The sequence below is a fragment of the Flavobacterium sp. TAB 87 genome, from assembly GCF_001529295.1.
Taxonomy (GTDB): Bacteria; Bacteroidota; Bacteroidia; order Flavobacteriales; family Flavobacteriaceae; genus Flavobacterium.
The window spans coordinates 42,261-58,007 of the sequence record NZ_LLWK01000035.1 but is presented as its reverse complement, the minus strand read 5'-3'; the positions used below and the strand labels follow the sequence as shown (position 1 = coordinate 58,007).

At 34.7% G+C, this 15,747-nt stretch carries 11 protein-coding genes; 5 read left to right on the top strand and 6 right to left on the bottom strand.

From position 1 onward, the window contains the following. Positions 1 to 31: 31 nt before the first annotated feature. Positions 32 to 658: a Crp/Fnr family transcriptional regulator gene (locus tag AP058_RS07075; protein WP_066308479.1), complete on the bottom strand. Its 627-nt coding sequence runs from the start codon at positions 656 to 658 to the stop codon at positions 32 to 34. Between the two features lie 280 nt (positions 659 to 938). Here AP058_RS07075 and AP058_RS07070 point away from each other — a divergent pair, with 280 nt between their 5' ends. Together AP058_RS07070 and AP058_RS07065 are read left to right on the top strand one after the other, a co-directional pair. Continuing rightward, complete coding sequence (locus AP058_RS07070; protein WP_066308476.1) at positions 939 to 1,250, top strand: rhodanese-like domain-containing protein; 312 nt, start codon at positions 939 to 941, stop codon at positions 1,248 to 1,250. Between the two features lie 76 nt (positions 1,251 to 1,326). Further along, positions 1,327 to 2,907 (top strand): NADP-dependent glyceraldehyde-3-phosphate dehydrogenase, encoded by a 1,581-nt coding sequence (locus AP058_RS07065; RefSeq protein ID WP_066308471.1) that lies wholly within the window; start codon positions 1,327 to 1,329, stop codon positions 2,905 to 2,907. A 99-nt stretch (positions 2,908 to 3,006) separates the two neighbouring features. Here the strand turns inward: AP058_RS07065 and AP058_RS07060 are convergent, their stop codons facing one another. Next, positions 3,007 to 3,381, bottom strand: coding sequence for a DoxX family membrane protein (locus AP058_RS07060; RefSeq protein WP_066308465.1), 375 nt, complete (start codon positions 3,379 to 3,381; stop codon positions 3,007 to 3,009). A 302-nt stretch (positions 3,382 to 3,683) separates the two neighbouring features. On the opposite strand from AP058_RS07060, the gene AP058_RS07055 reads away from it, so the two are divergent. The 3 genes from AP058_RS07055 (at position 3,684) to AP058_RS07045 (ending at position 8,487) form a co-directional block, all read left to right on the top strand. Next, positions 3,684 to 4,979 (top strand): anthranilate synthase component I family protein, encoded by a 1,296-nt coding sequence (locus AP058_RS07055; RefSeq protein ID WP_066308897.1) that lies wholly within the window; start codon positions 3,684 to 3,686, stop codon positions 4,977 to 4,979. 83 nt (positions 4,980 to 5,062) lie between these two features. Further along, positions 5,063 to 6,373, top strand: a complete 1,311-nt coding sequence (tilS, locus tag AP058_RS07050; protein WP_066308463.1) for a tRNA lysidine(34) synthetase TilS — start codon at positions 5,063 to 5,065, stop codon at positions 6,371 to 6,373. Beyond that, positions 6,370 to 8,487, top strand: coding sequence for a cytochrome c biogenesis protein CcdA (locus tag AP058_RS07045; RefSeq protein WP_066308461.1), 2,118 nt, complete (start codon positions 6,370 to 6,372; stop codon positions 8,485 to 8,487). The genes tilS and AP058_RS07045 overlap by 4 nt, the downstream gene beginning before the upstream one ends. Positions 8,488 to 8,579: 92 nt before the next feature. On the opposite strand, the gene AP058_RS07040 is transcribed toward AP058_RS07045, so the two are convergent. From AP058_RS07040 to AP058_RS07025, 4 genes are all read right to left on the bottom strand, one after another. Continuing rightward, positions 8,580 to 9,875, bottom strand: coding sequence for an ammonium transporter (locus tag AP058_RS07040; RefSeq protein ID WP_066308459.1), 1,296 nt, complete (start codon positions 9,873 to 9,875; stop codon positions 8,580 to 8,582). Between the two features lie 277 nt (positions 9,876 to 10,152). Beyond that, complete coding sequence (locus AP058_RS07035) at positions 10,153 to 11,454, bottom strand: amidohydrolase family protein (protein ID WP_066308452.1); 1,302 nt, start codon at positions 11,452 to 11,454, stop codon at positions 10,153 to 10,155. Between the two features lie 38 nt (positions 11,455 to 11,492). Further along, positions 11,493 to 14,495, bottom strand: coding sequence for an amidohydrolase family protein (locus AP058_RS07030; protein ID WP_066308451.1), 3,003 nt, complete (start codon positions 14,493 to 14,495; stop codon positions 11,493 to 11,495). A gap of 177 nt (positions 14,496 to 14,672) precedes the next feature. Further along, positions 14,673 to 15,746 (bottom strand): alanine/ornithine racemase family PLP-dependent enzyme, encoded by a 1,074-nt coding sequence (locus tag AP058_RS07025; protein WP_066308449.1) that lies wholly within the window; start codon positions 15,744 to 15,746, stop codon positions 14,673 to 14,675. Position 15,747: the final 1 nt, after the last annotated feature.

Sequence of the window (15,747 nt, the reverse complement as noted above, 5' to 3'; positions counted from 1 at the left end):
ATGATTGCTAATTTTAAAGTATAGAAGAACCTTAAGTAAGCAACTCAATCTGATTTCGATTTAGTTTGACCAAGCCGCGCTGTTCCATTTTTTTGAGTAATCGAGAAACAACTTCTCTAGAGGTGTTCAGTTCGGTTGCAATTTCTTGGTGCGATAAATTAACTTCTTTACAGCCGCAAGCTTCTTTGTGCCTTTTTAAGTAAAACTCTAATCGTTCATCCATGGATCTAAATGCAATATTATCTACTACTTCCAAAATTTCTTCAAAACGGTTTCTATAGGTTTCAATTACAAATTCATACCAACTGCGATGTTCCATCATCCATTTATCCATAAGCTTTAAGGGAACCATTACGAGTTCTGAATCTTCAACCACTTTTGCCATTATCTGACTTTTTTCGTTCTTGGTAGCACAAATCATAGATAATGCGCAGGCTTGGCCAGGTTGCAAGTAATACATTAAAAATTCACCGCCGTCTTCTCCCTCGCGGTAGACTTTTATTTTTCCTTTGGTTACTAAAACGGTGCTCTTGATGTATTCACCGGTTCGCATCAAGGTAGTTCCCGAAACAACTTCTTGGTTGATAGCATTTTTTTCGATCTCTTGTATAAGAGAGCTGGAAAAATTTGGAAAAAGAATGGGTAAATTATTTTGCATTATAAGTGATTTTGAATAGTGTAAAGATAATTCAAAATAAGAGAATGTAAATACGAACAATAAGCGATAGAATAAGTAGCAATTTAAAGAATCGCAATTTTAAATATGACATTACTTGGCTAATTTGGGTACTAATAATTATAATATTAATATCAGATTAGGTAATTCATTGATTTTTATCGTTTCACTAAAACGTTTTCATTAAAATATAACCTAATTCCTATATTTGGGGCTTTTTTTTTACTGAAAACATCGTAAATTTACAAAAAATACAACGAATATGAATTTATCACAAGAAGATTGGGTTGCACAATTTGAAGCTGACGATAACGCAGTGATACTAGATGTGCGCACAGAAGACGAATTTAATGAAGGTTATATTGAAAATGCTATCAATATTGATATTCATAAAGGACAAGGTTTTATTTATGAATTAGAAAATTTAGATAAAGAAAAAAACTACTACGTCTATTGTCGTTCTGGTGCTAGAAGTGCCAAAGCATGCCAGATTATGAATGAATTAGGATTTGCTAATTCGTATAATTTATTGGGCGGTTTCCTAGATTGGGAAGGCGAAACAGTAGAACCATAAAAAAACAGAAGAGGCATGAAGAGCCTCTTTTTTATTGAGCTATTAATAAAAACTATACAATAAACAACCAAAAAAAATGAATGTAATACCAGAAGAATTTCAGATTAAAGCGCCAATTATGCAAGAAACCTATCTTGTAAATGGTGAATTAAAACAATGGACTGGACAAACAACACCAGTTTTTTCGACTATTTCGTCAACAGAGGATTATGCACCAACTTTATTGGGCGCTATTCCTTTTATGGGAGAAACAGAAGCGAATGAGGCTGTTGAGGCAGCTACTGCAGCATACAATAAAGGACAAGGTTTGTGGCCAACTATGAAGGTAGTAGACCGCATAAAATGCATGGAGAATTTTGTGTCTCAAATGAAAGAAACACGTACAGAAGTGGTCAAACTTTTGATGTGGGAAATTGGTAAATCACTTGGCGATTCTGAAAAAGAATTTGATAGAACAGTAGAATATATTTACGACACGATAGACAGTTACAAAGAATTAAACACAAGAAGCGCACATTTTTCTAAGGTTCAAGGTGTTAATGCTATGGTTCGTCGTGGACCATTAGGTGTTGTATTATGTCTAGGGCCATACAATTACCCATTAAACGAAACTTTTTCGCTATTGATTCCGGCTTTAATTATGGGAAATCCAGTAATTTTTAAACCTGCAAAACATGGTGTTTTATTAATTTCTCCTTTATTAGAGGCTTTTAGAAGCAGTTTTCCAAAAGGAGTAATTAGCATTGTTTACGGTAGAGGGCGCGAGGTAGCTTCTCCGATTATGAAATCGGGTAAAGTTGATGTTCTAGCACTTATCGGAAACAGTAAATCGGCTATTGCTTTGCAAGATCAACACCCAAACAAGAATAGACTGCGTTTAATTTTAGGCTTAGAAGCAAAAAATCCTGCTATTATTTTGGCAGATGCTGATTTAGATCTAGCAATTCAAGAATGCATCGCAGGTAGTTTGTCTTTTAACGGACAGCGTTGCACTGCTTTAAAAATATTATACGTTCACGAATCAATTGCTGCAGAGTTTAACAGACGTTTTGCTGCAAAAGTAGATGCTTTAGCATTTGGTAACCCTTGGGAAAAAGGGGTGTCTTTGACACCACTTCCAGAAAAAGAAAAACCAAGTTACATTCAAGAATTAATTGATGATGCTGTTTCTAAAGGAGCTGAAATTATCAACGAAAAAGGAGGAAAACATACGGAGAATTTCATTTTTCCTGCAGTTTTATTTCCAGTAAATAAAGAAATGCGTGTGTACCACGAAGAGCAATTTGGACCAGTAGTGCCAATAATGACTTTCAAAGACATTCAAGAGCCTTTGGATGACATGGCAGATTCTAACTACGGACAGCAAGTAAGTTTGTTTGGACAAGATATTAAAACGATCGCTCCACTAATTGATACTTTGGTTAATTTAGTGTGTAGAGTAAACTTAAACAGTTCTTGTCAAAGAGGACCAGACGTTTTTCCTTTCACAGGTCGTAAGGATTCTGCAGTAGGAACGTTGAGTATTCACGATGCCTTGCGTTCGTTTTCTATTCGTACGTTTGTTGCTTCAAAAGACAACGATTACAACAATCAAATTTTACAAGAATTACTAAACAGTAGAGCTTCAAACTTTATTAATACCGATTATATTTTATAATACTTGTAGTAGAAGTAGTAATGCCTCATTCTAATTTTAGATGAGGCATTTTTTTTTGATAAAAAACGAGGCTAGTTTCAGTTCTAAAAATTGAAAACACTAAGCAGTAAAGAGCGATTTATAATTGTTGCGGTAGCTGTAAATTAAGAATAAATTTCCAATAAATAATAAGATGGCAATTGCCAAGCCATCGGGAGTCATAAAATAGTTTATAAATAAAATATTAACGGTTATGGGTAAAATTAAAATGTTGGCCAAGGTCACGTAGCGACCAACTAGAAAGGCTAAACCGCATAATAATTCTATCGACTTTGCGAGTGGCATTAAATAAGTAGAAGCGACTAAACCTAAATTAAATGCTTTAAAATTACCGTTAACTTCTGGCTCAGGCATTAAATTTAAAAAGTAGCTTATAGAAGCGTATAGTAATAGTAATCCAATGAGAACACGAACAATAAGAGTAGCAATTTTCATGATTTCTATAATTTAAAAGTTAGTTTCTAAGTAGAAATATTTGATCCTATATACTTGAAATTACTGATTTAAAACGTTAATTATTAGTGCTTTATCATTTTACTAAAGTTAGTGCTATTATAAAAACTAAACTAATTTTATTTTAATATTTTTTTACTTGTTAAACTGATGCTATTTATGAGAACTTAGGTTGAGGTACAGTGCAGAGTTGCTATTGTACTTGATAAATTTTCTCTTTTGAACGAAAGAACTTTTTAACAGTGATTTTTATCGTAATTTTGAAATTATTAAAAGCACTATTCTTGAGAGTTTCCATTCACAAACAAATTTCAAATCCAGACGGATTTAAAAAGCAACTTTTAAGCTGGTCACAGCAATTTAGAGAAGTGGTTTTTTTGGACAGTAATAATTATAGACAAGACTATTCTAGTTTTGATTGTGTATTGGCAGTTGATGCTTTTACCGCAATTAAAACCGATTGTCATACTGCTTTTGACGATTTAAAGCAGTACCAACAAACAACTAAAGACTGGCTTTTTGGTTATTTATCATATGATTTAAAAAACGATACCGAAGAGCTACAATCAGCTAATTTTGATGGACTACAATTTCCTGATTTATTCTTTTTTCAACCTAAAAAATTATTCTTTTTAAAAGGGAATCAACTTGAAATCCAATATTTATTTTTGTGTGATGATGAGGTCGAATTTGATTTTCAAGAAATTACTGCGATAAATAACAGTGAAATCCATAACATTTCAAAAGAAATAATTACGATTGAGCAACGAATTTCAAAACAGAAATACGTCGAGAAAGTAACTACAGTTTTAGAACACATTCACCGTGGAGACATTTATGAAGCTAATTTTTGCATGGAATTTTATGCGCAGAATGCTACCATTGATCCTTTGGCAAAATTTGAGAAGTTAAATGCAATTTCAAAACCTCCTTTTGCAGCTTTTTTCAAAAACAATACAAATTTTGTTTTATGTGCGTCTCCAGAACGATACATCAGAAAAGTTGGAGATGTTGTTATTTCGCAGCCTATAAAAGGAACTTCCAGACGTTTTAAAAATGAAAAGGAAGATAATCAATCAAAATTTGATTTAGAAAACGACATCAAAGAGCGGGCAGAAAATATTATGATTACCGATTTGGTTCGAAATGATTTGTCAAAAACAGCACAAAAAGGCAGTGTCAAAGTAGTTGAATTGTGTAAAATCTATTCTTTTTTGCAAGTGCATCAAATGATCTCGACCATACAATCAAAAGTAGATTTGCAATATTCTGCAGTAGATGTATTAAAAACCACTTTCCCAATGGGAAGCATGACGGGAGCACCAAAACACTCGGCAATGACTATTATAGAACAGCAAGAAGAGACTAAAAGAGGGTTGTACAGCGGCGCCATTGGCTACTTTACACCCGAAGGTGATTTTGATTTTAACGTTGTTATTCGTAGTATTTTGTACGATGTTAAATCGCAATATCTTTCTTTTTCTGTAGGAAGCGCGATCACTTCACTATCAAATCCAGAATCAGAGTACGAAGAATGCTTACTTAAAGCCAAAGCGATGTTTGAAGTTTTGCAATCATAAAATTGATGTCTTGTAGTAAATTTGTAATTTTAGCAATTGGTTGAATTCACTTTTTACGAATTATTCAAATAAGATATCAAAAAATGCTTCATAAATTTAAAAAACATATTGTTAATTCCTTCCCTTTTTTAGGATCAAAAAAACTCATTTTAGCGACTAGCGGCGGTTTAGACAGTATGGTGATGGCACATTTATTTAACGAACTAGACTATGATTTTGCCATTGCACATTGCAATTTTCAATTGAGAGGCATAGAGAGTTTTGAAGATCAAAACTTTGTTCAAGAATTTGCTTCTAAAATTCAGCGCCCTTTTTTTAGTACACAATTTGACACCGCTGCTTTTGCTGCAGATTATAAACTTTCGACTCAAGTTGCTGCAAGAGAATTGCGTTACAGTTGGTTCGACGAATTGTTAGAAATGGAAGGTTATGACTATATTTTAACCGCACATCATTCTGATGATAATTTAGAAACTTTTATTATCAATTTATCTCGCGGAACTGGTTTAGAAGGTTTGGTGGGAATTCCTGAACAAACTGAAAAATTACTTCGTCCTTTATTGCCGTATTCTCGTTTAGAGATAAAAGAATTCGCCGAAAAAAGTGGAATAAAATGGCGCGAAGACAGCAGTAATGCTTCGTCTAAATACGTGCGAAATAAAATTAGACACGAATTGGTTCCAATTTTGAAGGAAATTAATCCACAATTTTTAGCTATTTTTCAAAAGACGCAATCCTACTTGCAGGAAGCCCAAGAAATGGTCGAAGATGCATCGATTATGATATACCAGCAAGTGGCCAACGAAAAGGGTAATGAAATTCATTTTGATTTGCACCAATTAAAACGTTTGCCGAATTACCAATCGTATTTGTATCAATGGCTGAAGGAGTATGGGTTTACGGCTTGGAAGGACATTTATGATTTGGTCGAAAGTCAATCGGGTAAACAAATTTTAGCTCCCAATTACCGCCTAATAAAAAATAGGGCAGACTTAATTTTATCTCCATACAAAGAAGAATCAGACGAAATATTTACAATTGATAACGAGAAACGAGACGTTAATTTTCCCTTAAAGTTGGAGCTTTGTGAGGTAAGTCACGTGACTAAACTTTCAAATAAAACTATATTTGTCGACAAAGACAAACTGAATTTTCCGTTGTTTTTAAGAAGATGGAGAGAAGGCGATTTTTTTCATCCTACGGGAATGGACGGAAAGAGCAAAAAAATCAGTAAATTTTTTAAGGACGAAAAATTTTCTTTGGTGGATAAAGAAAATGCTTGGTTACTTTGTTCAGGAGAAAACATATTATGGATTGTTGGCAAACGTGCTGACGACCGATTTACAATACAAAACACAACAAACACTATATTTAAAATTACTTTAGAAGAATGAATAATCAACACGGTTTTATTAGAAATTTAAATTTCAAACTACAGCATTGCGTATTTTTATTTCTTTTTTTATTCGCTTTTGCGAAGGGAAATAGTCAAATGGTTGAACCAGTAAAATGGACATCAAAAATTGAGTATAAATCAGGAAATAGCTTTTTATTGACTTTTGAAGCTACAATTGAAAAAGATTGGCATGTATACTCTCAATTTACACCAGATGGCGGACCACTTCCTTTAGAAATTACGTTCAAGAATCAAAAGGATAATTATTTGGTTAATGGAAAAGCAAAGGAAAGTAAAACACGTACGGCCTACAATGATATTTTTGAGGTAAACGAAACCTTTTTTGAAAATAAAGCAAAAATAGAACAGCTGATAACGATTTCTAATCCAAATGTAAAAAACATTCAAGTAGAATTTGATTATCAGGTTTGTAAAGAGGTGTGCATCAACTCTAACAAAAAGTTCAATTTGGCTATTCCAGCCTCATTCAAAATGGTTGCATCCACACCCAGTTCGACAGATGTAAAAGGAGCAGAAGCTGTTGCGGAAATTCCCGTTGTTGAAAATACTATAGTTACTGATGTTAGTGTTGAACCGCAAGATTCACTCGTAAGTGAAGGCGCTGTGGCAGCAGATAATGCAGATGGGGTAACTGCCGATGTAGCTGCTCCTAGTCCAAAATCTACAAGAAGTTTATGGACTATATTTTTTATCGCTTTTTTATCTGGGTTTGCAGCACTTCTTACGCCTTGTGTGTTTCCGATGATACCAATGACGGTAAGTTTCTTTACCAAACAAAGCAAAAATAGAGCAGCAGGTTTACGAAATGCAATTTTATACGGAATTTCGATTATCGTAATTTATGTATTATTAGGTTGGCTGGTTACCGCAGTTTTTGGTGCTGGTGCGCTTAATGCACTATCTACAAATGTATATTTTAATGTATTTTTCTTTATATTATTAGTTGTTTTTGCCTCTTCGTTTTTGGGAGCTTTTGAAATTATGCTTCCTAATTCATGGGCAAATAAGGTAGATCAGCAAGCAGACCGTGGCGGAATTATCGGAATCTTGTTCATGGCTTTGGCCTTGGCAATTGTGTCCTTTTCTTGTACTGGTCCAATTGTAGGTACTTTATTGGTAGAAGCAGCTTCTACCGGAGGAATAGCGCCAGTAGTCGGGATGTTCGGATTTTCACTAGCATTAGCGTTGCCTTTTATGTTGTTTGCGATGTTCCCAGGTTGGTTAAATTCATTACCAAAATCGGGTGGTTGGTTGAATACAGTAAAGGTCGTTTTAGGATTTTTAGAATTGGCTTTAGCATTCAAATTTTTATCGAATGCAGACTTAGTTTTACAATTGCATTTCTTAGAGAGAGAAGTATTTATTGCGATTTGGATCGCCATCTTCGGAACATTAGCCTTTTATTTATTTGGAAAAATCACTTTGCCGCACGATAGTCCATTGACACATATTTCTGTGGGAAGATTATCTCTAGGATTGATCGTTTTAACGTTTACGATTTATATGATTCCTGGACTTTGGGGAGCACCTCTAAAAATAATTAGTGCGTTTCCACCTTCTTTAGAATATAGCGAAAGTCCCTATGGAGTTGGAAAAAGTGCAACCAATGGTGTGGTAACAAATGAAGCTTTACCAAAAGGAGCAAAAATTGGCCCGCACGGAATAATGGTTTTTGAAGATTATGAAAATGGTATGGCATATGCAAAATCGGTAAACAAACCTGTTATGCTTGACTTTACAGGATATGCTTGTGTGAATTGTCGGAAGATGGAAAACAATGTGTGGTCGGATATTAAGGTACTTCCTATTTTAAAGAATGATTTGGTATTAATTTCTTTATACGTAGATGACAAACGTGATTTGCCAAAAGAAGAACAATTTATTTCTCCTTCAACAGGCGAGTTAATTGAAACTACTGGAGATAAATGGACGGACTTTATGATCTCAAAATACAAAACTAATACACAACCATTGTATATCTTAACTGATTTGGAAGGAAATAGTTTAAACACTGAAAAACCAACTATTAGTTACGTAGGAATAGAAGAATACTACAATTGGTTGCAAGCAGGAATAGCAAAATTTAAGTAAATGATTGGGTTGATTATTTATTCAAGAAACCTCTGAGACTTTGGTCTTAGAGGTTTTTTTTTGAAACAGTTATATTATAAAAATTCACCATGTTACGAAATATCTAAACCTAGTGCTTCTTTTTCTTCCGAAACACGCAGCGGTGTAATTTTATTTACGATAAAAAATAAAAAGTACGAGCCCATAAAAGCAAATACGGAAACTAAAAGCAATCCCATTAGTTGGTGTACAAATAGTGTAGTTTCGCCAAATACTAAACCTTGATCTAGTACTGCTGGATTTATCGCCTTTGAAGCAAAGACACCAGTTAATAACATTCCCATCATTCCGCCAACCCCATGACAAGCAAAAACATCTAATGCATCGTCTATTTTGCCTCTTGGAAAGCGACTTACTGCAAAGTTACTGACTAAACTGCTAAACAATCCGATAAAAATAGCATGCGGCATACTTACAAAACCAGCTGCAGGAGTAATAGCAACTAAGCCTACAACTGCACCAATACAAGCACCCATAGCAGAAAGTTTATGACCTAAAATTTTATCCATAAAAACCCAAGCCATCGCTGCGGCTGCGGCTGCAACTGTTGTTGAGCCTAATGCTTGAACGGCCAATTCGTTGGCGCCCATCGCAGAGCCCGCGTTGAACCCAAACCATCCAAACCATAATAATGCAGTGCCTAGCATTACATAAGTAATACGCGCTGGATTGGATTTTTGTCCCCTTCTTTTTCCTAAAAACATTGCTCCAGCCAGAGCTGCCCAACCTGCGATCATGTGTACAACGGTTCCTCCAGCAAAATCTAGAACTCCCATTTTTAAGAGTAAACCATCGGGATGCCAAGTCATGTGGCATAACGGAGTATAGATTAAGAGAATGAATAGAACCATAAATAATAGGTAAGCCCAAAAGCGAATGCGTTCGGCAAAAGCGCCCGTAACAAGGGCAGGAGTGATGATCGCAAATTTTGCTTGAAACAACGCAAATAGCATAATCGGTATGGTGGGTGCAGTGCTCCATGCCGTGTTTGTACCGATACCATTAAAAAAGAAGTAAGCAGATGGATTGCCAATAATACCACCAAGTATAGGACCAAAAGAAAGTCCGAAGCCAATTACAACCCATAAAATGGTCACGACTATCATTGCCATGTAACTTTGAAGCATGGTGCTAATTACATTTTTTTTACCCACCATTCCGCCGTAAAAAAATCCAAGTCCAGGTGTCATCAATAGTACTAAAGCGGTAGCCATAATCATCCAAGCGGTATCACCGTTGTCAAAAACTACTTTTTTTGGTGTTACTAAATTTTCGGTAAAAATGTGATTGGAGATAAAAGTTAATATTAAAAGAGCGAGAAGTATCACGCTTAAGACAGTTTTACGCATAAATTTATAGTTAGGATTCACTATAAAAGTATATAAATGACTAATTGACCTTAAAAAAAATAGAGCACATCAAGTGATTTTTATTAAATTATTATTTTGGACCCGTAAATTTTTACGGGTTGTAAATTAGTACTATGACAAAATAATATATCTGTAATTTGATAATCGTTGTTTTTTAGTAAAATCCATTTCAAACCCAGATTTGCATTTCCTACCACAAAAAGATCTTCTCAAAATTAGAATTTTGAGAAGATCTTTTTGAAAAATAGGATTTATTTTATTGCTGTTCGTATTTCTCTGTGTAAATTTTATTCAGTTGTGTTTGATGATTTTCTAAACTAATTTTTCTTCCTTGAATAAAAGCGTGAGTCAGTTTATTTGTACGCATATCTAGGGCATCACCATCAGAAACAAACAAAGTGGCATCTTTTCCCGTTTCTAAACTACCACAGAATACATCAATGCCTAATATTTTCGCTGTATTTAAAGTAATTAATGCTAGTGCTTGTTCTTTATCCAAACCATAAGCGGCGCAAGTACCGGCCAGAAATGGAAGATTACGTGTATTCATGCGTTCCATATCACCGCTGTTTTCTAAACCGACCAAAACTCCCATATTGACTAGTATCTTTGCCATTTTATAAGGTAAATTAACATCTTGGTCATCATGGATGGGCATTTGGTGCACTCTTCTCAATAAAACTGGAATTGCGTTAGATTCTAATAATTTAGCGACTTTATAAGCTTCAAAACCACCTACAATGACGATCTTTTTTACTCCATTTTTTTGTGCCACTTTTATGCCATCTACGATTTGAAGTTCATCATCAGCATGAATAAACAATGTTTTTGAGCCGTCAAAAAGTCCCTGCATGGACTCAAAAATTAAATTTCGTACTTTCGAATTTTCAGCGAAGTAGGATTTGGAGTTAGACAACAAATTACTGATATCGCTTACTTGTTTCGCGTACTCTTTATTTAAAGTGACTTCTCCTGGTTCTGCCCACCAACCAGATCTTTTGAAAGAGGACGGGAAATTAAGATGTAAACCGTCATTTTCCTTAATAATGGCATCCTGCCAATTCCAAGAATCCAATTGTACCACTGATGATGATCCTGAAAATCGCCCTCCGCGAGGCGTAATTTGTGCCATAAGAACGCCATTGGGTCTTACGGTTTCAATAACACGAGATTCGGCATTGTAAGCCACAATACTTTTTACATTCGGATTAAAGTCACCCAGTTCACTTTCGTCATCAGATGATTTTACAGCATCGATTTCAACTAATCCTAAAGTCGAATTTGCAGCTATAAAACCAGGATAAACATGTTTTCCGGAAGCATCTATGATTTGATCATAATTTGATTTAACTAACTGATCGGAATTCGATTCGGTAACCAAATCTAGTTTACCGTCTTTAAAACCTATCGCGCTGCTATTTATCACTTTTCCGTTCCCGATGTGAGCGGTACCATTTAAAATTAAGATGGATTGGCTTTGTTTTTTAGCGGGTGCATGTTGTGCCACCAAGCTTAAACTTCCTAAAAACAGGAAGCATAAATATATTTTTTGTATCATCTGTGTACAGTTTTTTTGAATTGGTGTTGAATAGGTGCTTACATTTCTAAGGTATCGCAGTGGTACTCCAGTTTTTCTTTCTTTTTTGGTTCCTGTGTTTTCTTACCACTGTTTTTTTCGTCTAGCATTTGATTGATGATTAATAATCTATCTTTTGCAATCGCAGCAAGTTTACTTTCTTCGACATCAGCGTCATAATAAACTACACCTTCAATTATTGTTTTCTCCACTTTAGCATAAATCGACAACGGATTGTCTGACCAAAGCACTACATCAGCATCTTTTCCTACCTTAATACTTCCTACTTTATCGTCAATATGTAGTAATTTAGCAGGATTTAAGGTGATAAATTTCCAAGCTTCTACTTCAGAAATACCGCCATATTTAACTGCTTTGGCTGCTTCTTGATTTAATCGTCGAGACATCTCCGCGTCATCAGAATTATAAGCGACTACAATTCCTTGCTTGTGCATTATCGGACCGTTAAACGGAATCGCATCATTTACTTCAAATTTGTATGCCCACCAATCTGAAAAAGTAGAAGCACCGGCTCCGTGCGCTTTGATTTCATTTGCCACTTTATATCCTTCCAAAATATGAGTAAACGTATTTACAGTAAAATTAAATTGGTTGGCGACATTCATTAGCATCAAAATCTCAGACTGTACATACGAATGACAGGTTATAAAACGCTCTTTGTTTATAATTTCGGCTAATGTTTGCAGCTCTAAGTCTACCCTTGGTGCGTTTGCTTTGTTCTTTTTTCCATTAGAGTTAAAGTCTTTCCAATTGGCATCGTATTCTTTAGCACGCTGAAAGTAATCTGTAAAAACTTGTTCAACGCCCATTCTTGTTTGAGGAAAACGCGAAGGATCATTTTCTCCCCAATTCGATTGTTTTACGTTTTCGCCTAACGCAAATTTTATAAAGCCAGGTTGATCTTTATATAGCATTTCAGTAGGACCGACTCCCCATTTCCATTTTACAATAGCCGAGCGACCACCAATTGGGTTCGCAGATCCATGCAACAATTGCGATGTAGTCACGCCGCCTGCAACTTGTCTGTAAATATTTACATCATCAGAGTTGATGACATCTTGTATCGTGACTTCAGCCGTCGAATTATGACCACTTTCATTAACTCCATTGGAGATCGCTACGTGCGAATGTTCGTCGATTATTCCGCTCGTTAAATGTTTTCCTTTGGCATTAACAACTACTGCTCCGCCATCAGGAAGATTTTTACCAATGGCTGCAATTTTCCCGTTTTTTATCAGAACATCAGTCTCCAAAAGATTTTCTTCTTTTTCGTTCGTCCAAACCGTTGCATTTTTAAATAAAATGGTTTCCTCAGTTGGAAGTACTGCATTTCCAAAAGCTATATTGGGATAGCTTATTGGTAGTATTTCTCGGAGTTCTTCCTTTTTGTCTTCTTTTTTATCTTTTGTAAATTCACCTATTTTTGTTGCTTTCCAAGTAGCTTCAGTACCATCTAATAAAATTGCTTTTCCAACTATAGAATTACGATCTTGCAGATAAGCGCTCAATCGAGTATGAGTGTTACCGATACTATCTTTGGCATTTATGATTAGTGAAATCCAATTTTCAGCTACGTTTAGTTTTGATTCTAATGTAGTAGAGTCGTTCGCTAATTTAATTTCAGATGTTGGCTTGTTCATTTCTCCTTTTACAACCCAGGTGTACATTTGACTTCCGACAGTCAAAGTATAATTGCCTCGAATGTCGATGGCTTGCATCGAGTGAATTGTATGTTTGTTGCCTTGCACCCAATTCTCGTATAATATTGTTTCTTTATCAAAATAATCGCCAGAAGTAATTAAAAAATTGGCAGAACTCCCCACTTTTAACGTTCCAATTTCGTTGCTTTTTCCCAGTAAACTGGCAGGAGTAGTAGTCAATGCTTCTAAGGCTTTGGTTTTATCAAAACCATAATGAACCGCTTTTAATAAGTTCGTTCTAAAATCTTCTAATTTTTTTAATTTATTAGTAGTTAATGCGAACTCGACTCCATTATCGGCAAGAACTTTTAAATTGGTTGGAGATTGGTTCCAAAATTTTAAGTCAGCATAATCTAAGTTACTGGCTTGATACGGATTGGAAACATCGTACGCTTCTGGAAAGTTAATTGGAATTATAAATTTAGCTTTCGTTTTTTTGATTTCATCCAAACGTTCAAATTCATTCCCCGAACCTTTTAAAATATAATTTATGTTAAACTCGTTCCCTATTTTTGAAGCGCGTAAACTGTTTAACTTGTCTCCAGTATCAAAAATTTGCACTAATTTCTCATTTTGAAGCAGCGCTTCTAACGATAAATCTTTGTTTCTGACACTCGATTTTTTGTACCAATCTAAGTCTAAGTACATTTGTCTCAAAAGTGCCATGGTGCCCATTTGTGAGGTTGGGTACGCTTGTTTTGAGGTAACGCTTTTCTTGAAACTAAAATGGTTAGTAATTTTATTAGAGAGTACACGACTGTCACTGCTGTAAGTATTTAATGCAATTAGAGCTCCTGAACCTTGTGCAATACCGTCATCGTTGTGTGTTCCTACAATACCAAAGCCTGCTTTTAAAAATTCTTCTGCCTTGCTTTTATCATAATCAAAGCCTTGGATTGCATCTACTTCCGAACGAATATGTTCGTTCCAATAATAACCTTCTCGTTTGCTGTCGTACACTTGCCTTCCGCGTGACTTTTGTACTATTTGTGCTTTTTCTACACCAAAATCAGTATACATATCAATAAACGAGGGATAAATTGTTTTGCCCTCTAAGTTTATGGGTGTGATGTTTTTAGGTAAAGTAACCGAAGTGCCAACGGCAATGACTTTTCCGTTTTGGATCAGTAAAGTTGCTTTTTCTAAAATTTGAGTTGGGGTAACAAGTATTTTTGCATTCGTAAATGCAGTATAGTTGCTGTTTTTATTGTGAATACTTTCATTGTTCGGAAAATATTCCTGCGCACCACTTGTAAAAACACAAAGTACTAGCAGTAAAATAGTAAAGAGATTTTTTTTCATACGATTTGGTTATTTTGTATAAAAATATAAGATTTTACTATACTATTTACGAATAGTTTTTAAATAGGACCTATTATTAGAATAAAAATTATTTATTCTTTATTTTTTCTCGATTTAAAAACAAAAGAGAAGCAAAACCTGACTTGTTTAACTTCTCTTTTTCTATTTGCAACACTATTATGCGATCGTTTTCTCGATATAATCGGAATTCAAAAGATATAAAGCACCCATGTATTTTATTTTAAAGGAAATTAAATCCCCTATTTTATAGTTCTTTTTAGAGTTAGAAATATCAATAACCAACATATCAGAACTCGCATCAATTATAGTAATATCGGGATCATCTGCGTCTAAATATTGAGGTTGCATATCCAACAAACCAATATCAATAATAGCGCGCAATGAAGTACCGCCAAAATCTTCAGTATCATTCATGCTGAAGGTGTTACCTGCCACATTCTCTCCTAGTTCTCCTGTCGGTGTATCTGGTTTTTCGGTGATTTCGATAATTTCAGTAAATAACTTAAAAACATCATCGTGCATTCCTTGGATCGTTTCTCCCGTAAATAAATCTTTTCCAAAAAATAAAGCTTCGCCGACTCTAAAGTGATTGATCGCCATGGGTCTGGCATTTTTTAAAATTAAAGGAATAGCTACTGAAGTTCCTCCTGAAACCCACGGAATTGTAATATTAAATTTGGCTTCAATTAATTGTTTATATAAACTCAACTGAATTAATTTATCTTGCGTTGGCATGACACCGCTCAAACAATTTAGGTTGGTTCCAATACCTGTAATTTCAATGTTTGGCATTTGGAGAATTTGGCCATAAAAGTCTACTAATTCTTCGCCCATTACGCCTTCACGCAAATCTCCCATTTCAATCATAATGATTACTTTATGGGTTTTATTTTGTTTTTTTGCTTCGTTAGAAAGCATCTGAATCGTGTAGATTTCAGTATTAAAACTTACATCGGCATATTTTACGATGCTTTCTATGCTTCGTTTTGCGGGAGGTTTAATGTAAACTGTTTGAATATTAGGATCAATCGACTTGATTTTACGTAAATTACTCACTCTAGAATCTAGAATCTCATGTGTTCCTAAAGCAATAATTTCTTTAAGATAAATTTTATTTCCACACAAAAGTTTAGATACAATTCCCCATTCAATATTTCTTGACGTAAAAATAGTGTTGAGAAACGTATAATTCTCTTTTAATTTTTCTCTATATAATTGTATAAAAGCCATT